21 protein-coding genes are annotated in these 16,141 nt (G+C 59.7%); 19 read left to right on the top strand and 2 right to left on the bottom strand.

Translation table 11 applies throughout. The features are described 5' to 3' along the window. Positions 1-202 precede the first annotated feature (202 nt). From rpoD to AB4Z13_RS23825, 8 genes are all read left to right on the top strand, one after another. Positions 203-2,257, top strand: coding sequence for an RNA polymerase sigma factor RpoD (rpoD, locus tag AB4Z13_RS23860; RefSeq protein WP_112543627.1), 2,055 nt, complete (start codon positions 203-205; stop codon positions 2,255-2,257). Positions 2,258-2,500: 243 nt separating this feature from the next. Continuing rightward, positions 2,501-2,794, top strand: a complete 294-nt coding sequence (locus tag AB4Z13_RS23855) for a GYD domain-containing protein (RefSeq protein WP_113324502.1) — start codon at positions 2,501-2,503, stop codon at positions 2,792-2,794. Positions 2,795-2,902: 108 nt separating this feature from the next. Next, complete coding sequence (locus tag AB4Z13_RS23850; RefSeq protein ID WP_442207052.1) at positions 2,903-3,643, top strand: DUF930 domain-containing protein; 741 nt, start codon at positions 2,903-2,905, stop codon at positions 3,641-3,643. Between the two features lie 48 nt (positions 3,644-3,691). Beyond that, complete coding sequence (locus tag AB4Z13_RS23845) at positions 3,692-4,789, top strand: DUF930 domain-containing protein (RefSeq protein WP_442206947.1); 1,098 nt, start codon at positions 3,692-3,694, stop codon at positions 4,787-4,789. Positions 4,790-4,897: 108 nt separating this feature from the next. Then, complete coding sequence (locus AB4Z13_RS23840; protein ID WP_183740999.1) at positions 4,898-5,059, top strand: hypothetical protein; 162 nt, start codon at positions 4,898-4,900, stop codon at positions 5,057-5,059. Between the two features lie 49 nt (positions 5,060-5,108). Beyond that, positions 5,109-5,906, top strand: a complete 798-nt coding sequence (locus AB4Z13_RS23835) for an APH(3') family aminoglycoside O-phosphotransferase (protein WP_442206946.1) — start codon at positions 5,109-5,111, stop codon at positions 5,904-5,906. Positions 5,907-6,014: 108 nt separating this feature from the next. Then, positions 6,015-6,815: an AraC family transcriptional regulator gene (locus AB4Z13_RS23830; RefSeq protein ID WP_442206945.1), complete on the top strand. Its 801-nt coding sequence runs from the start codon at positions 6,015-6,017 to the stop codon at positions 6,813-6,815. 72 nt (positions 6,816-6,887) lie between these two features. After that, positions 6,888-7,775 carry a DMT family transporter gene (locus tag AB4Z13_RS23825; RefSeq protein ID WP_442206944.1) on the top strand — a complete coding sequence of 296 codons (888 nt, stop codon included), beginning with the start codon at positions 6,888-6,890 and terminating at the stop codon, positions 7,773-7,775. Here AB4Z13_RS23825 and AB4Z13_RS23820 read toward each other — a convergent pair. Next, the gene (locus AB4Z13_RS23820; RefSeq protein ID WP_442206943.1) at positions 7,772-8,635 is read right to left on the bottom strand and encodes a helix-turn-helix domain-containing protein; all 864 of its coding nucleotides are present in this window, start codon (positions 8,633-8,635) and stop codon (positions 7,772-7,774) included. The two genes, AB4Z13_RS23825 and AB4Z13_RS23820, sit on opposite strands and share 4 nt — an antisense overlap. Before the next feature lie 135 nt (positions 8,636-8,770). Here AB4Z13_RS23820 and AB4Z13_RS23815 point away from each other — a divergent pair, with 135 nt between their 5' ends. From AB4Z13_RS23815 to AB4Z13_RS23780, 8 genes are all read left to right on the top strand, one after another. Next, positions 8,771-9,706, top strand: a complete 936-nt coding sequence (locus AB4Z13_RS23815) for a phytanoyl-CoA dioxygenase family protein (RefSeq protein ID WP_113185690.1) — start codon at positions 8,771-8,773, stop codon at positions 9,704-9,706. 226 nt (positions 9,707-9,932) lie between these two features. Further along, positions 9,933-10,331 carry a DUF427 domain-containing protein gene (locus tag AB4Z13_RS23810; protein ID WP_007824207.1) on the top strand — a complete coding sequence of 133 codons (399 nt, stop codon included), beginning with the start codon at positions 9,933-9,935 and terminating at the stop codon, positions 10,329-10,331. A gap of 104 nt (positions 10,332-10,435) precedes the next feature. Next, positions 10,436-11,128, top strand: coding sequence for a hypothetical protein (locus AB4Z13_RS23805; protein ID WP_442206942.1), 693 nt, complete (start codon positions 10,436-10,438; stop codon positions 11,126-11,128). Between the two features lie 123 nt (positions 11,129-11,251). Further along, positions 11,252-12,475 carry an MFS transporter gene (locus tag AB4Z13_RS23800; RefSeq protein WP_442206941.1) on the top strand — a complete coding sequence of 408 codons (1,224 nt, stop codon included), beginning with the start codon at positions 11,252-11,254 and terminating at the stop codon, positions 12,473-12,475. A 106-nt stretch (positions 12,476-12,581) separates the two neighbouring features. Continuing rightward, positions 12,582-12,935: a DUF1428 domain-containing protein gene (locus AB4Z13_RS23795; protein WP_113324512.1), complete on the top strand. Its 354-nt coding sequence runs from the start codon at positions 12,582-12,584 to the stop codon at positions 12,933-12,935. A gap of 73 nt (positions 12,936-13,008) precedes the next feature. Continuing rightward, positions 13,009-13,431 carry a secondary thiamine-phosphate synthase enzyme YjbQ gene (locus tag AB4Z13_RS23790; RefSeq protein ID WP_439015991.1) on the top strand — a complete coding sequence of 141 codons (423 nt, stop codon included), beginning with the start codon at positions 13,009-13,011 and terminating at the stop codon, positions 13,429-13,431. 122 nt (positions 13,432-13,553) lie between these two features. Further along, positions 13,554-13,859 (top strand): hypothetical protein, encoded by a 306-nt coding sequence (locus AB4Z13_RS23785; protein WP_113324514.1) that lies wholly within the window; start codon positions 13,554-13,556, stop codon positions 13,857-13,859. Positions 13,860-14,011: 152 nt separating this feature from the next. Beyond that, positions 14,012-14,383, top strand: a complete 372-nt coding sequence (locus AB4Z13_RS23780; protein ID WP_113324515.1) for a hypothetical protein — start codon at positions 14,012-14,014, stop codon at positions 14,381-14,383. A 115-nt stretch (positions 14,384-14,498) separates the two neighbouring features. Here AB4Z13_RS23780 and AB4Z13_RS23775 read toward each other — a convergent pair whose 3' ends face one another. After that, positions 14,499-15,242 carry an SIMPL domain-containing protein gene (locus AB4Z13_RS23775; protein WP_442206940.1) on the bottom strand — a complete coding sequence of 248 codons (744 nt, stop codon included), beginning with the start codon at positions 15,240-15,242 and terminating at the stop codon, positions 14,499-14,501. A gap of 229 nt (positions 15,243-15,471) precedes the next feature. On the opposite strand from AB4Z13_RS23775, the gene AB4Z13_RS23770 reads away from it, so the two are divergent. Genes AB4Z13_RS23770 through AB4Z13_RS23760 form a run of 3 tightly spaced genes read left to right on the top strand, consistent with a single transcriptional unit; the run spans position 15,472 to position 16,000 of the window. After that, on the top strand, positions 15,472-15,618 hold the full coding sequence (locus AB4Z13_RS23770; RefSeq protein WP_439015989.1) for a hypothetical protein: 147 nt from the start codon (positions 15,472-15,474) through the stop codon (positions 15,616-15,618). Continuing rightward, positions 15,597-15,770 (top strand): hypothetical protein, encoded by a 174-nt coding sequence (locus AB4Z13_RS23765; RefSeq protein ID WP_439015988.1) that lies wholly within the window; start codon positions 15,597-15,599, stop codon positions 15,768-15,770. Before AB4Z13_RS23770 ends, AB4Z13_RS23765 begins: the two co-directional genes overlap by 22 nt. After that, complete coding sequence (locus AB4Z13_RS23760; protein WP_439015987.1) at positions 15,767-16,000, top strand: hypothetical protein; 234 nt, start codon at positions 15,767-15,769, stop codon at positions 15,998-16,000. The genes AB4Z13_RS23765 and AB4Z13_RS23760 overlap by 4 nt, the downstream gene beginning before the upstream one ends. Positions 16,001-16,141: the final 141 nt, after the last annotated feature.

The raw sequence follows: 16,141 nt of genomic DNA, 5'->3' as shown, positions 1-16,141 counted from the left end.
AAGGCGGATCGCACAACCATGGCCGGAAATCCAATAGCAATGAAATTTTGCTGTCCGATGCCGGCTATCGTGGTTAATCAGGCTTTAAATGTCATCCCGTTAGGTGGGTATAGGTGATTCGAGGCCGGCGCGCACGTGCCAGGCCACGACAGGGCCATTCACCGAAGCGAGTATGAATAGCGTCAGGAAGGCGACGATATAAATGGCAACGAAGGTCAAAGAGAACGAAGAAGCGGAAGTCGAACGCGACGGCGCAAGCGACGGCCCTCTTCTCGATCTTTCCGATGACGCGGTCAAGAAGATGATCAAGGCCGCCAAGAAGCGCGGCTATGTGACGATGGACGAGCTGAACGCCGTCCTGCCTTCCGAAGAAGTGACGTCCGAACAGATCGAAGACACGATGTCGATGCTGTCAGATATGGGCATCAACGTCATCGAAGACGAAGAAGCCGAGGAAGCCGGCGCTTCCGGTAGCGATGACGACGACAGCTCTGATAGTGAGGACGGTGAGGGCGGCGAACTCGCACCTTCCAGCGGTACCGCGCTTGCGACCGCCAAGAAGAAAGAGCCGACCGACCGTACCGACGACCCGGTGCGCATGTATCTGCGCGAAATGGGTTCCGTCGAGCTTCTGTCGCGCGAAGGCGAAATCGCCATCGCAAAGCGCATCGAGGCCGGCCGCGAAACGATGATCGCAGGCCTCTGTGAGAGCCCGCTGACGTTCCAGGCGCTGATCATCTGGCGCGACGAACTGAACGAAGGCACGACGCTGCTGCGCGAGATCATCGATCTCGAAACGACCTATTCCGGTCCGGAAGCCAAGGCTGCCCCGCAGTTCCAGAGCCCCGAGAAGATCGAGGCCGACCGCAAGGCTGCCGAGGAAAAGGAAAAGACGCGCCGCGCCCGCTCCGGTGACGACGACATCACCGATGTCGGCGGCGAAGGCATGCCTCCGGAAGAGGAAGAAGAGGACGAGGACGAATCCAACCTCTCTCTCGCCGCGATGGAAGCCGAGCTTCGCCCGCAGGTCATGGAAACGCTCGACATCATTGCCGAGACCTACAAGAAGCTGCGCAAGCTGCAGGACCAGCAGGTCGAGCAGCGCCTTGCTGCCACGGGCACGCTGTCTTCCGCTCAGGAGCGCCGCTACAAGGAGCTCAAGGACGAGCTGATCAAGGCCGTGAAGTCGCTGTCGCTCAACCAGAACCGCATCGATGCGCTGGTCGAGCAGCTCTATGACATCAACAAGCGCCTCGTGCAGAACGAAGGCCGCCTGCTTCGTCTGGCCGAATCCTACGGCGTCAAGCGCGACTCGTTCCTGGAGCAGTATCAGGGTGCTGAGCTCGATCCGAACTGGATGAAGTCGATCGGCAATCTGGCCGCCCGCGGTTGGAAGGAATTCGCCAAGAGCGAGAACACGACGATCCGCGACATCCGCCAGGAGATCCAGAATCTCGCAACGGAAACCGGCATTTCGATCTCGGAATTCCGCCGCATCGTGCACATGGTGCAGAAGGGCGAGCGTGAAGCGCGTATCGCCAAGAAGGAAATGGTCGAAGCGAATCTTCGCCTCGTCATCTCCATCGCCAAGAAGTACACGAACCGCGGTCTGCAGTTCCTCGACCTCATTCAGGAAGGCAATATCGGCCTGATGAAGGCGGTCGACAAGTTCGAGTACCGCCGCGGCTACAAGTTCTCGACCTATGCGACATGGTGGATCCGTCAGGCGATCACCCGCTCGATCGCCGACCAGGCCCGCACGATCCGTATTCCGGTGCACATGATCGAAACGATCAATAAGATCGTCCGCACTTCGCGCCAGATGCTGCATGAAATCGGCCGCGAGCCGACGCCGGAAGAACTGGCCGAAAAGCTCGCTATGCCGCTCGAAAAGGTCCGCAAGGTCCTGAAGATCGCCAAGGAGCCGATCTCGCTCGAAACCCCTGTGGGCGACGAAGAAGATTCGCATCTCGGCGATTTCATCGAGGACAAGAACGCGCTGCTGCCGATTGACGCCGCCATCCAGGCGAACCTGCGCGAGACGACGACCCGCGTTCTGGCATCGCTGACGCCGCGCGAAGAGCGCGTTCTGCGCATGCGCTTCGGTATCGGCATGAACACCGACCATACCCTCGAAGAAGTCGGCCAGCAGTTCTCGGTTACCCGCGAACGTATCCGCCAGATCGAGGCGAAGGCGCTGCGCAAGCTCAAGCATCCGAGCCGCTCCAGAAAGCTGCGCTCGTTCCTCGACAGCTGAGCTTTCACGCTTCCAGACGATCGATACCAGAACCCGGCCAGCCTTGTTGGCCGGGTTTTTCTCTGCCTGCGATCCTGAGCGGATTAGCCCGTCGGGGAACGTCTAGCCCGATTGATGACTCTCGCGCCGCTTGTCCCTATGTGGTGACAGGCCTATAATTTCGGCAGCGGGGGAAGAGAGCGGTCGCGGCGTGCGAGCTGTATCATGCGCCGCGTGACCGTGGCCTCCGTCGGGAGGTGCAGCATGACCACCTACATTCTGCTGATAAACTGGACCGATCAGGGCATCCGGAACGTGAAGGATTCTGCCAAGCGACTGGATGCGGCAAGGAACATGCTCGGCGGCATGGGCGGTTCCTTCGACAAGTTTTATCTCACCATGGGCGAATATGACATGGTGGCCGTCTGCGAGGCGCCTGATGATCGCGTGATGGCGCGCTTCACGCTGTCTCTCGCCACAGGCGGAAACGTCCGCACGAAAACCATGAAGGCATTTTCGGAAGTGAACTACCGCGACATCATCGCGTCGCTCTCGTAGGTCAGGATGGCCAATAGCTGGTGATGAGCCGGATGCGGCGTTGCGGTTGTCCCGCGGCGCTGGCAGTGTCGCTGCGCCTTGAACCCAGAGCATGGACTTGCCTTGCCGATGGAACATGCCGGCCAGTTGCAGAGAGGAAAGTTCGATCCGGCCTGGCCGGTATCGCTCGTACTGCATCTGGTCATCGGCTTGCTTCTGCTTGCTTTCCTGCCTGATGTGCAGTCCATCAGGCCTGCGCCGGAAGACAGCATCGACGTTGAAGTCGTGACACCGCCCGCGATCGCCACTCCAGCTCCGCCGCAAGCCGTCCAGCCGCTGCCGGACAAGAGCGAAGAGAAAGCAAATTCTGCCGCGGGAGAGGATGCCCTGCCGGCAGCCGAGACGGCATCGAGGGAGATGCCTCCTCCATTGCCGACATCGCCGAAGCCGGTGACGTCGGGTCCGCCGGAGTTAAGGCAGGCAAAAGAGCTCTTTTCGGGAAAGACGCTGGCCAGCCCACGCAGTCGCGAGGCGCGCCAGTTGCTCGGCACATTGTCCGGCGGGGAGCGCAATCTGCAGCTCTGCAATCTCGAAGCGCTGGAGCAGATCAGCCGTTCGCGTCCGGGCTCTGCCCCTGACCTCGTTGCGCCCTATGCCATGAAAGCGGAGAAGGTGAGGGGTAACAGCGTCGAGGTGGATGGCGGGGCTTTTCGCAGCAAGCGCAGCTGGTTCAACGTCCGGTTCCATTGCGAGGTCGATCCAGCGGGGCAGGCGGTTGTCGCCTTTGCCTTTGCCATAGGTGACGCCATTCCGAGGAGCGAGTGGCAGGAACACAATCTGGTCGCCGATGATGGCGAGGCCGATCAGTGAGCCTGAAGCGATAGGCGCTGTGCACAAACTTCACGAGGTTTTTTCGATTTGTGGCTTGATGCTGCCAGTTTTAAAGGCCACATCGCTGCTGTGACAGAAGACGAAGTCGAACCGGCAGATACGGACCACGAAAAGGAGCACCAGGAGCCTCGCGTTCGCTGGGTTGTGGTCGCGTCCGTGCTCGTGCATGTTCCAGTCGTCGCGCTCCTCATTTTCGGCTTGCCTGATATTCAGCCGAAGCCTGCAGAAGATGAGAGCGTTAAGGTCGAGCTCGTCCCGCCACCGGAAGAGAAGAAGCCCGAGGAAAAGCCGAAAGAGGAAGAGAAGCCGAAGGAGCAGGCGAAGGCCAAGCAGCCACCGCCTCCACCGCCACCTCCGCAATCACCTCCGCCTGCCGCAGAGACGGCAGAAAAAACGAAGCAGACGCCTATGCCGCCGATGCGTGTTGTCACGGAATTTGGTGATAAGAATAGTGGTCCCAAAAAAACGTTGGCAGGCAATTCGTCTGAAGGCGAAGCAAAGCCGGCAACGACGCCCCCAAAGCGCGATGTTGAGCCGCAGCAAGTGCCCACAGAGGCCGCTGCGGAGAAACCAAAAACTGAGACGCCTCCATCAAGGCCCGTTCCAGATGATGTGAAGCTTCCGGAAGTTGCGGCGGCTGATGCTTCTCCGGAGCCAAATGGGCCGTCAGCAGACGTGTCGGGTGAAGCCAAGACCAGTATCGAGCAGACCAAGCCGCCGGCGCAGAAAACTCCTGAAAAGCCAAAAGAGATGGTGAAGAACAATGATCTGGCGAACGCCAAGACGCTGTTCTCGTCCACTGAGGACGGAAGCTCCCTTGCGCAGTCTGCAGTCGACGGTCTCCCACGCAGCAAAAGGGTGGCCGTTCTTTGCGCCAGCGAGCTTCGAGCCCAACTCGCTTACGGTTCCCCGAGTTACCAGCCCTACGCACTACCCCAGTACGGGTTGCGAGCAGGGACCCTGCTGAATATTGACGATGCAGCCTTTGGTACGGCCAAGGGCTGGTACCATGTTCGTTTCCGTTGTGAGGTGGATGCGGATGCCACGAAAGTGGTTTCGTTTGCCCACGAAGTGGGCGGCTTGATCCCCCGTAGCCAGTATGGAAAATACGATATTCGCGAATAGTCCGCGGCACCTTTGGTCGCGCCCATCCCGAAACAAGCCACGCGCAAGGAACTATCTCTATCGTTTTCCCATGGCCGTGATGATTATGGTGGATAAGGGGACAATGATATGTCGAACGAGATCGAGCACTTCTTCGAGCGTCAGGAAGAAGCCGTCAGCCTGATGTTTCTGGAAAACAAGGCAGACGAGCTGACCGATATTCTGGTCGCCGCCCTGGAAGAAGCTTTCGAAATTCTTCTGGAAAGCGCGCCGGCCGAAACCTTCCACTAAAGCGCCCACACCGACTTTCAGACAGAGTTTCTTCCCATACAGGATCGTCATGGTCGTTCCGCTTCAGGAGGATGGCAGGCTTCCGGTTTCGCTCCGGAGCCATCTTGGCGGCTATGAATGGCGGCGGGACGCGCTCGGCCGTTCCTCGGCTTGCGTTTTCCGATTGGAAGGCGAGAGGCGTCCCGGGCTTTACCTGAAGGTCGAGGAGGCGGGGCCGTTTTGCGAGCTTGCCGATGAGGCCGAGAGGCTTGTCTGGCTTCGCAGCCAAGGCCTCGATTGCCCCGAGGTCATCGCCCATGAGAGCGATGGCGAACGTAGTTTTCTCCTGATGACGGCGCTGCCGGGTGCGGATCTCGTCAGTGCCGCGACGCTGTTGCCGGAAGAGCGCGTCGGGATCTTCGCCTCTGCGCTCAGCACTCTCCATAACGTCGATATCAGCGCTTGTCCGTTCGATCATCGTCTGGAGAAGCGCCTCGCGGTCGCTGAAGCGCGCATGCGAGCCGGCGTCGTCGACGAGACGGATTTCGACGAGATACGTCTCGGCAAAAGCGCCTTCTTCCTCTTCGGCGAATTGCAGCGGCTGCGGCCCGAAAGCGAAAATCTCGTCGTTACGCATGGCGATGCCTGCCTGCCGAACTTCATGGTCGCAGACGGGCGGTTTGCCGGTTATGTCGATTGCTGCCGCCTTGGCGTCGCCGACCGCTATCAGGATGTCGCGCTTGCCTGCCACAGCATCGCCTATAATTTCGGCGAGGAGTTCGTGCGGCTGTTTCTCAATGCTTACGGCCTGTCGATCATCGATCCCGTGAAGCTGGACTACTATCAGCTCCTGGATGAGTTCTTTTAGAACTCTTTGTTTTGAGGCAAAATCGCTGCGCACTTTTGCTGGACTTGCTTCCGCGTCGCTTGCCCGGCTTGCGGCCGGCTGTCAGAGTCGGCCGGAAAGGAGATTGCCATGGCCACCAGCCAGTTCAGGATGCTGCGTTCGTCCGTGCCGGGCGTTGAAGCAGTGGTGGCGACATCAGGCCATCGTTTCGCGCGCCATACGCATGAGCAGTTCGGCATTGGCCTCATCTTTTCCGGTGCGCAGAAATCGCTGAGCGGACGCGGCATGGTCGAGGCGGAGGCCGGCGATCTCATCACCGTCAATCCGAATGAGGTTCATGACGGAACGCCGATCGGCGAGGCGCGCTCCTGGAGCATTCTATATTTCGATCCTGCCGTGATGGAGGGTCTTGCGCGCGAGGTTGCACAAGGCGGGATCGGCCGCTCGGAGATTCCGCACCCCGTCATTCACGACAGGTTGCTCGCCGAACGATTTCGCGTGCTGTTTTCTGCCGTGACCCGCAACGAGGAACGAATGCGCTGCGAGGAGTTGCTGTTGTCGGTCATTGCCGATGCCCTGCGGGAAACGGCGATGCGGGAGGAGCCGGCAACGGCACCGCATTCCATTGTTCACGCCCGCAGCATGATCGATGATGATCCGGCGGCCGAGATTTCACTTTCCGATCTGGCAGGGGAGAGCGGCCTCAGCCGGTTTCAGGTGCTGCGCGCCTTTGCGCGGGCGACGGGTTTTACGCCGCATGCCTATCTCGTTCAGGCTCGCGTGCATCTTGCCCGGCGGCTGATCGCCGGCGGTTCGTCGCTGGCGGAGGCTGCGGCCGAAAGCGGCTTTGCCGACCAGGGCCATATGACGCGCGCCTTCGTTTCCCGCTATGGCCTGACGCCCGGCGCTTATGCGCGCGGCCATTCCTGATCTCCTGCAATTTCGTTCAAGACCCCGCGCTGCCCAACCTGTTTGTTTGCTCCATCTCGAAGGGAGCGGCAGATGAGCAGGGAATTTCAGGGTTACATCTATCTCACGCTGGCCATGGTGACGGTTGGCAGCACTGTCATCGCCAGTAAGGTCATTGCCTCGGGCCTGCCGCCTTTTACGGCGACGGCGCTACGCTTTGCCGTAGCCTTTCCCTTCTTCCTTTTCCTCATGCGCTGGACGGGATCGCGGCTGCCGCGGCTCTCCGGGCGGGACTGGCTGATCCTCGTCACACAGGCGGGGGTCGGGAGCGTCGGCTACACGACCTTGCTGATTTCAGGCCTGTCGCTGACATCGGCGGCCAATGCCGGCGTCATCATCGGCACGCTACCTGTCGTCTCCGCGGCGATCTCCATCCTCCTGCTTGGCGAGAGGCCGCATCGTTTCCTGCTGCTGGCGATCGGGCTTGCGGCTGCGGGTGTCTTTTCGATCGCCTTTTCGCCGGCGGCCGGGCAAGGGTCTCTTGTCGGGGACATGCTGATCTTCGGGGCCGTCATCTGCGAAGGGCTGTTCATTCTCTTGAACAAGCGGCTTGGTACGGCCATTCCGCCGCTGACGCAGTCGGCATTGATGACGGCGATCGGTTTTATGGTCGCAGCCGTACCGGCTCTGTTCGAGTATCATGATATCGGCATCGGTTTGCGGTCCGCCATCCTTGCCGTGGTCTATTATGCGCTGGTACCGACAGTCGGCGGCTTCCTGCTCTGGTATGCGGGGGCGGAGCGCGTCAGCGGTGCAGAGGCGTCCCTGTTTACCGCCGTAGCGCCGGTATCCGCCGTCATCTTCGCCTTCCTTTTCCTGGGGGAAGCGATCGGCCTCAACCAGATATTCGGGATCGCCTGTGTGCTCGCAGCCGTCATCGGGCTTGGTTTCGCCAGCCTACGCCGAAACGGGAAAGCTTAGGCGCGGCGGAAGACGTTGCGATATTCCCGCGGCGTCATTCCGGTTTGCGTTCTGAACTGCCTGTTGAAATTGGCAAGCGAACTATAGCCGACCGCATCGGCGATATGGCCGACGGGCTGGACCGTGGCCGAAAGGCGCGCGCAAGCATCACCGATGCGCATACGGATCAGATAGTCGGAGACGGTCGTACCAGTGTGGCGGCGGAAGAGCCGGTGCAGGCCGGAGACGCTGAGTGCGGCTATATCGGCGAGCTCTTCCAGTGCGATCGTGCGAGCATAATTCAGATGCAGGTGGGTGAGTACCCGGTCGATGCGCTCACGGCTCTCCTGCAATTCCCGGCTTTGGCCGGGTGTGCTGGCCAGCGCAGATGCCTGCCGGTCGCCGGCGATGGAGCCGAGAATGTCGAAGAGCGAGAGCAGCCGTTCGGCAGGCGGCTTTGCGAAGATCGCCTCGATATCGTTGCGGACGGCTTCGGCTGCCTCCTTCGAGAAGTGCAGGCCGCGATCTGCACGGGCAAGCATGGACTCGACCGGACGAAGCTCCACAGCCCCTGATGTCATCTTCTGTATCCAGTCCGGATGGAACCAGAGCACGAGGGCGATATGCGGGTTTGCCTCGTTGTATTTCGCGCGCGATACCCAGGTGTGCGGCAGGTTGGGGCCGACCAGCACGAGGTCGCCATCCTCATATTCCCCGGTATGGTCGCCAATGAAACGCTGGCCGATGGAATTCAGTGTCAGCGTCAGCTCGAACTCGGGATGATGGTGCCACTGGAACGGGATCGCGTCATCCAGCCGTCGGTTCAGCATGCTCCAGGAGCTGTCGGCATGCCGCGGCAATATCTCTAGATAAGGCCTCATCGGGCGCCTTTCGGACTATTGACGCCAGAATAGTATCATAATTTGCCAAGCTGGCACAACATGGCCGGCGCCCGTGCACTACACTCTCCTTATTGCCTGAAACCACAGGGATGAATCAAACGATGGGAGGATCTCATGCAACTGGCAGCGAAACGCGACGCTCATCCGACGGCCTCGTCGGTCACCACCCAGCTCAAGGACATCAAGAAGAGATTGCCGCTGCGCGTGCTCTCGGAGGCGGACTGGCAGCACTGGACGACAAAGGGCTATGTGATCGTTCGCCAGGCCGTTCCTGCAGCCAATGTCGAGCGGCTTGCGGAAGTGCTCTGGCGTTTTGACGAGAAGGATCCGAACGATTCTTCCACCTGGTATGCGCCGCAGCGCCGTGAGCACAAGATGAAAGAGCTCAACAATACAGGCATGCTGGAGATCTACAATCACCAGGCCCTCTGGGATAACCGCATGGAAAAGCGCGTCTACGATGTCTTCGTCGACATCTGGGACCGCGAAGACCTGTGGGTGACGATCGACCGCGCCAATCTGAACCCGCCGAAGAAGGTCAAGGGCAATCCGAACGGCTTCATCCATTGGGACGTCGATACGTCCATCCGGCCGCTACCGATCGGTGTGCAGGGCGTACTGAGTCTTAAGAAGCAGGACGGCGATGTCGGCGGCTTCCAGTGCGTGCCCTATCTCTTCGAGCATTTCGACGAATGGGTGAAGACGCAGCCTGAGGATCGTGATCCAATGCATCCCGACATGACCGGCCTTTCGACTGTCAATATCGATATGGAGCCGGGCGATCTGATGATCTTCAACTCGCTGCTTGCCCATGGTGTTCGCCCGAACCATGCGGAGAACCGTGTGCGCATGGCGCAATATATCTCCATGCATCCGGCCGAATACGACAATGCCGAAGAACGCGAAGAGCGCATCCGCCTATGGCGGGAACTCGACCATCCGAAGCGTGATGCCTTCCCCGGCGATCCGCGCGAATGGGAAAAGCACAATGCCAAGACCGCCGAGCTGACGCCACTCGGCCGTAAGCTGCTCGGCCTCGACCGCTGGTAAGCGGATAGCAGATCATAAGCCGCGGAGGTGGACGCCTTCGCGGCTCTTTCATCATCATTGGCGATATCACTGCGAAGTCCGGCACGAAGCCGCCGATGCTGTCCCTCAACCACACATCTGTAGGCCTATAAAATCTCGAGAACGAGAAGGGGGCTGCTGACCCCTTGGGATGGTCGCTTGCGTACCCTATCTCTTTCCAAGAGATTTCAATCCGGAGATGACATCCATGTCAGGCAAGCCGATCAAGATTCCCGGGCCGGACCATCCGATCACCGTCGAACACAATCCCTCCCGTATCGTCGTCAAACTGGGTGGCCGAGTGATTGCCGATACGCATGATGCGCTGACGCTTCGCGAGGCTTCCTATCCACCGGTGCAATATATTCCACGCAAGGATGTGGACATGTCGCTGCTGGAGCGCACCGACCACGAGAGCCATTGCCCCTATAAGGGGGACGCCTCCTACTACAGCATTCCTGTTGGCGGTGAGCGTTCGAAGAATGCGATCTGGACGTATGAGACGCCCAATCCCGCCGTCGCCAACATCAAGGGCTATATGGCCTTTTACCCTGACAGGGTCGATTCCATCGAAGAGCTGTCGTCGCCCGAAGCAGGGCAGTTCTAAGGGATAACTTGACTTCCACCTATGATCTACGCACCAGGTTCAAGATGACGCCGGATGCGTAAGCGTATTGGGTTAATATGAATCCCTCTCAGGTTGCAGTATCTTTGCCGCGCGCGAGGATACTGCAGACCGGGGGCTTCATGAAACTGGATCAGGTGGAGCTTCGCTCCGAAGTATTGGATATCCGGATTGTAGAGAGCATCGGCGATGGTTCTTTCAATCTTGAATTCGATATTTCTCGCAGTGACGGATACGTTCTGATCCTTCTGGAAATACTGGCGGGAAGGGGCGATTTCCTTGTTCAGGGTTTCAATGAGGAAAATAGTGCCGCCACCTCACTCAGGAGCCGACAAAGGGTCTACATATTGAGACCTGTCGACGCTGCCCGCAGGATCGCAGTCGGCATGTTCGCAGCCGTCAACAGCAAGGTCCGGGCGACAATCGCCTGTTTCAAACGGAAGATCGTCAACACATCCGAGGAATTGTCCTGTCCTCTGTGCCGGGCACTTTCCAAAGTGCTCGTCGCTTCCGCACTTGCCTGGATGGGCATTCCGTCTCCGGACATCCTGGATAGGGTCGAGATTTCCACCGCTCCCTCTGTCGAGCAGATGAGGAGGCTTCTCGGCGGCACAGCGACCATAGGCAGTTCGCAGAACGAGCTACTCGCGCTTGTCGATCCGGGTTTGCGTACGGCAATCCTTGATGTCATGGAAGAGACCATGTGGCTGCTTGATATGCGCGACCAACTCCATACTGCCGCGTGCCAAATGGTCGGCTGCTGTCCGCCCCCACGTTGATGCGGCAATTGCGCGCCGGAGCTTATTCCGGTTGACATAAATCATTTTCAAGCAGAACACCGTCCCGTTCTTATAAGATTCCTATATGTGCCTGTGGCTCGGCCGCAGGCCGGTGACTGAACAATGGACATACCAGTGAAAGAGCGGGATAGCGTTCTGCGCCATCCCGGCTATCTGAACTTCGCCGCCTCCAGAGTCTTCTCCTCGCTTTCCTTCCAGGCCGTGGGTATCGCCATGGGGTGGATGATCTATGATCAGACACACAGCGCCTTCGCGCTCGCACTCGTCGGTTTCTGCCAGTTCCTGCCGATGGCCGTGCTGACCTTTGTCGTCGGTCACGTCGCCGACCGGTTCGATCGCCGCCGGATCGGGCTCGCCTGCCAGCTGATCGAGGCGATCACTGCACTGGTGTTGGCGGTCGCGACCTGGCAGCAATGGCTTTCGCCGGTTGGAATTCTGGTCGCGGTCACCATCATGGGCGCCGTCGTCGCGTTCGAGCGGCCCACCATGGCGGCTCTCCTGCCCAATATCGTGCCGGCCTCGATGCTGCAGAGAGCCGTTGCCACTTCTACCTCGCTGATGCAGACGGCGCTGATCATCGGCCCGTCGCTCGGCGGTCTTCTCTATGGCGTCAGCCCCATTGCGCCTTTCGCGATCGCGGCCGTGCTTTTTGCTGTCGCGAGCTTCAACGTGATTTCGATCCGCATGGAGTGGACGCCTTCGAAACGCGAGCCGGTGACACTTACCTCCGTCTTCGCCGGCGTTTCCTTCATCCGCAGCCGGCCGGTGATGCTCGGCACGATTTCGCTCGATCTCTTCGCGGTACTGCTTGGCGGCGCGACAGCGCTGCTGCCGATGTTTGCGCGCGATATCCTGCATGCCGGCCCGTGGGGTCTTGGCCTGCTGCGCGCGGCGCCCGCAATCGGTGCGCTTGCCATGTCCATCGTGCTGGCCCGTCGGCCCCTCACATCGAATGTCGGCCGGAAGATGATGGCGGCGGTCGCGGTCTTCGGTGTCGCCACCATCGTCTTCTCGCTCTCGACCAACATTGCGCTTTCCGTCATCGCGCTGCTCGTCATCGGTGCCTCCGATACGGTCAGCGTCGTTGTGCGAAGCTCTCTCGTGCAGCTTCTGACACCGGATGAGATGCGCGGCCGCGTCAATGCCGTGAATTCGCTCTTCATCGGCACCTCGAACCAGCTTGGCGAATTCGAATCCGGCATGCTTGCCGGCGTGGTCGGCCCGGTCATGGCCGGCATTGTCGGCGGGTTCGGTACGATCGTCGTCGTGCTCTTGTGGACGCGGCTTTTTCCCGACCTGCTGAAGGTGAAGACCCTTCAGGGCTAGGCTTTATCTCCTTGTTGCATCGGCCGCGGGCGTTAATTGACGCGGCAATGTCGGATGTGGCCGGCGTCGAGCGTCCTTCGGACGTTAACACGAGAGGAGAAATGCTATGTCCTATGTTGATGGTTTCATCGTCGCCGTTCCCCGCGAGAATGTCGATGCCTACAAGGAATTCTCCGCCTATGCCGGATCGATCTGGAAGGAATACGGCGCGCTCGAATATGTCGAATGCCTTGGCAACGACGTGCCCTATGGCGAGCTGACCTCATTTCCACGCGCGGTGATGGCCAAGGATGACGAGGTGGTGGTCTTCTCCTGGATCCTCTACGAATCCAAACAGCAGCGCGACGAGGTCAATGCCAAGGTCATGGCCGATCCGCGCCTTTCCAGCGACAAGTGGAAGATGCCATTTGACGGCAAGCGCATGATCTATGGCGGTTTCGAGGAGTTGCTGCGGCTCTAACATCGAGCCGATGCCATTGACTTCGAGGGCAAGGCACGGCACCTCGCAGAGACAATCTGCGACGGAGACAGCCTTGCCCCAGACTACCTTTGTGATTTCCACCCTCGGCCAGGGCCTCTACGAATTTACCGATCAGGCCAATGACTTCGTGTGCCGGTCCGGCTTGGAAGAGGGGCTGCTGACGGTCTTTGTGCGCCACACCTCTTGCTCGCTGCTCATTCAGGAAAATGCCGATGCCGACGTGAAGACGGATCTCAACAGTTTCTTCCGTCGCCTCGTGCCACCGTCATCCGATCCGTCGATGGGCTGGGTCGTCCATACGACGGAGGGGCCTGACGACATGCCGGCGCATATCAAGGCGGCGCTCACGCAGGTTTCGATCAGCGTTCCCGTCAGCAGCGGCCGGCTGATGCTCGGCACATGGCAGGGCATCTATCTCTTCGAGCACCGAGACCGGCCGCACCGACGCGAGGTGGTGTTGCATCTGAGTCCGTGAGGTCATTAACCCTTGTGAATGCCAACTGAATGGGCGGTTCGAGCGGCATTCAGCTTCATGCGTTTAGTCTCCAGACAATCCCAAAAGGGAGATCGAGGAAACACTACGAGGAGACAACCCCAATGTCGCATTTCCTTGCCAAGGCTTCGCTTGCCGCACTGCTCGCCCTGAGTTCCCTCCCGTTTGCCGGCTCCGTTGCTTTCGCCGCGCCCCAGACGGATTTCGTCGTCAAGGCGCAGTATCATCGCCCGCCGGTTCGCGGCTGCTCGCCGATGCAGGCCATCCGCAAGGCCCGTTATTCCGGCCTGCGCGACGTGCGTATTTCCAACATTACGCCCCGCCGGGTCGTCGTTGCCGGCCGTGACCGCCGTGGCTGGGACCGCATGACCTTCGCCAATGCGCGCGGTTGCCCGCTCATGTATCGCTAATTCGTTCAGCCGGAGTCAGGAAAACTTGAGCTCCGGCCGTTTTGCCTTGACCGCGACACCGTCACCCGTTTTCTCTCGGAACTGTATGTAAGTGATTCCGGAACAGGCTCCGGCAGTTGCCCGCGCGGCTATCAACCACGAGGATCTTTTTCATGATGCAGTTTCTGGCGAAGGCGGGGCTTGCCGCCCTTCTTTCCGCTGCTGCACTGGCCGGCACCGTTGCGCCGGCTGCAGCACAGGTGAATATCATTATTGGCGAACCGGACCGTGGTCCGCCCCCACCGGACTGGCGCCGCCCGCCGCCACCGCCGCCGGGTTACGGCCGTCCGCCGGGTTACGGGCGTCCACCGCGTGGCGGCTGCGATCCGCGCATGGCGGAAAACATCGCCGAGGATTACGGCCTGCGCCGCACGCGCGTCGTCGATGTCACGCCGCGCCGTGTCGTCGTACAGGGCTGGAGCCGCCGCGGCCCCGACCAGATGACCTTCGGCAACGTTCGCGGTTGCCCGCTCATGCGCCGCTGATACCAGGCGCACGATCGTCCATCGCATAAAAAACCGCCCTTGCAGACAGCAAGGGCGGTTTTCTTTTGAGCAGCTTTTCACGTCGGGACAGGGCGCCGAAGCGCCCTGTCGAGCTTTACTGCTCGATTGCGAAAGTCATGCTGACGGTGACATTGTAGCTGTTCTCGCCGCCCTGGACCGGAACGGCAGCGGCATCGGAGGCTTCCTTCATCATCGCGGCGCGGTAGACCGGCTGCGGCATCGGGCGCATGACATTCTCGCTGATCTCGACGATGCGGCCGACCTTCACGCCGGCGGCTTCGCTCAAGGTCTTCGCTTTCTTGATCGCGTTGGCGACAGCGTTTTTGCGGGCTGCCTCCAAGGCTGCTTCCGGCTTGTCGTTGGTGAACTGGATATCGCCGCCCTGATTGATGCCGAGCGTGACAGACTGATCGATGATCTCGCCCAGTTTGGACAGGTCGCGGACGCGGACAGTGACCGAATTGCTGGTCTGGTAGCCGATCAATTGCGGCGGCTGCGGCTGGTTGTCGACCGGCTGCGGGTAATTGTACTGCGGCTGGATCGAAAAGCCCGAGGTCTGCAGATCGCGATCGGCAATGCCGCTCTTTTTGAGCGCGGCCAGCACCTCGTCCATCGCCTTGTTGTTTTCGTCGAGCGCTTCACGGGCTGTCTTTGCCTGTTTGACCACTGCGAGATTGACGACGGCCATATCGGGAGCCAATGCCGATTCGCCTTCTCCTGATACGTTGATGACCGCTTCGCGCGGCCGATTCTCCTGCGCAAGAAGCGGAGCTGATGCCGCGAGCGGCAGGCTCAGAAAGGCTGTCAGAAGGGCAGTCTTGGTGTAGTTCGGCGCCATGTTTGTTCCTCGGCTGTTTGCGTCCCTGCGAGCTTTGTGTCTGTGGATTGTGAAGCTATTGCGGCAGGAATCGATATGAGAATTGCTTTACCATGATGATTGCTTTCGACTAAAGGGTGTAGGGGGTAATCAACGCATGGTAGGTAATCTGGGCGTGTGGATGTTGCCCGCGGTTAAGCCTCGACTTATAAAGAACCGCATTTCTGTCTCATGCTGAAGTTTCGCTTTTATGAAAATCGGTGCCTATGTCATCAACCTGAACCGCTCCATCGCCCGATGGGAAGGGCTTTCGCGGAAGGCCGATTCGCTGGCGCTCGACGTCGGCATGATGCAGCGATCATCATGGAAGATGACGTGGAACCGCAGCCCGATCTGATGGAACGTGCAGAGGCTGCGCTTGCCGCGGTTCCGAAAGCGGAACTGGTCAAGTTGCTCAACCACCAGTCCAAAGGCATCCTGAAGAAGGCGACGACGAAATTCGGCGATGCCACCGGCCGCTGCATCCACGGGCCGCAGGAAGGACGATGACCGTCATGGTCTATCCCTTCGATGTGGCATTAGAACGCGGGTGGTCGACCGAGGTTAATACCTTTACGGTCGAGAACAATCTGATAGAGCTAGGGCTAAACAGCCACGAAACGGCGATTGCGACGAAGCTCGACTACAGACGGCAGAAATTCAAGGGAATACGCCGCTCGGTCACGTATCTGCTTCGCGCCGCCGATTATGCTAGAAGGGTGCAATATTCTCTATGGTAGCGAGCGAAGAGCCGATTGCCACGCCCTCCCGCCTCAAGCCCGTCCTCGTCATCCTGTGGCTGCTGCTGATTTCGGCTCCCATTCTGGAAAGCGATAGCTATCGCTATGCGGCGCTGTTGCTGATCGGGACGACCTTTGTCT

The sequence above is a fragment of the Rhizobium sp. YAF28 genome (assembly GCF_052113285.1).
Taxonomy (GTDB): Bacteria; Pseudomonadota; Alphaproteobacteria; order Rhizobiales; family Rhizobiaceae; genus Rhizobium.
This window is presented reverse-complemented; position numbering and strand designations above follow the sequence as displayed.

Excerpts from the sequence above, each read along its gene's own strand:
- AB4Z13_RS23835 (WP_442206946.1), top strand. The coding sequence starts at position 5,109 with ATGGTCGTTCCGCTTCAGGAGGATGGCAGGCTTCCGGTTTCGCTCCGG.
- AB4Z13_RS23775 (WP_442206940.1), bottom strand. The coding sequence starts at position 15,242 with ATGGCGCCGAACTACACCAAGACTGCCCTTCTGACAGCCTTTCTGAGC.
- AB4Z13_RS23840 (WP_183740999.1), top strand. The coding sequence starts at position 4,898 with ATGTCGAACGAGATCGAGCACTTCTTCGAGCGTCAGGAAGAAGCCGTC.
- AB4Z13_RS23780 (WP_113324515.1), top strand. The coding sequence starts at position 14,012 with ATGATGCAGTTTCTGGCGAAGGCGGGGCTTGCCGCCCTTCTTTCCGCT.
- AB4Z13_RS23810 (WP_007824207.1), top strand. The coding sequence starts at position 9,933 with ATGTCAGGCAAGCCGATCAAGATTCCCGGGCCGGACCATCCGATCACC.
- AB4Z13_RS23800 (WP_442206941.1), top strand. The coding sequence starts at position 11,252 with ATGGACATACCAGTGAAAGAGCGGGATAGCGTTCTGCGCCATCCCGGC.
- AB4Z13_RS23830 (WP_442206945.1), top strand. The coding sequence starts at position 6,015 with ATGGCCACCAGCCAGTTCAGGATGCTGCGTTCGTCCGTGCCGGGCGTT.
- AB4Z13_RS23855 (WP_113324502.1), top strand. The coding sequence starts at position 2,501 with ATGACCACCTACATTCTGCTGATAAACTGGACCGATCAGGGCATCCGG.
- AB4Z13_RS23795 (WP_113324512.1), top strand. The coding sequence starts at position 12,582 with ATGTCCTATGTTGATGGTTTCATCGTCGCCGTTCCCCGCGAGAATGTC.
- AB4Z13_RS23770 (WP_439015989.1), top strand. The coding sequence starts at position 15,472 with ATGAAAATCGGTGCCTATGTCATCAACCTGAACCGCTCCATCGCCCGA.
- AB4Z13_RS23815 (WP_113185690.1), top strand. The coding sequence starts at position 8,771 with ATGCAACTGGCAGCGAAACGCGACGCTCATCCGACGGCCTCGTCGGTC.
- AB4Z13_RS23825 (WP_442206944.1), top strand. The coding sequence starts at position 6,888 with ATGAGCAGGGAATTTCAGGGTTACATCTATCTCACGCTGGCCATGGTG.
- AB4Z13_RS23760 (WP_439015987.1), top strand. The coding sequence starts at position 15,767 with ATGACCGTCATGGTCTATCCCTTCGATGTGGCATTAGAACGCGGGTGG.
- rpoD (WP_112543627.1), top strand. The coding sequence starts at position 203 with ATGGCAACGAAGGTCAAAGAGAACGAAGAAGCGGAAGTCGAACGCGAC.
- AB4Z13_RS23820 (WP_442206943.1), bottom strand. The coding sequence starts at position 8,635 with ATGAGGCCTTATCTAGAGATATTGCCGCGGCATGCCGACAGCTCCTGG.
- AB4Z13_RS23785 (WP_113324514.1), top strand. The coding sequence starts at position 13,554 with ATGTCGCATTTCCTTGCCAAGGCTTCGCTTGCCGCACTGCTCGCCCTG.
- AB4Z13_RS23850 (WP_442207052.1), top strand. The coding sequence starts at position 2,903 with ATGGAACATGCCGGCCAGTTGCAGAGAGGAAAGTTCGATCCGGCCTGG.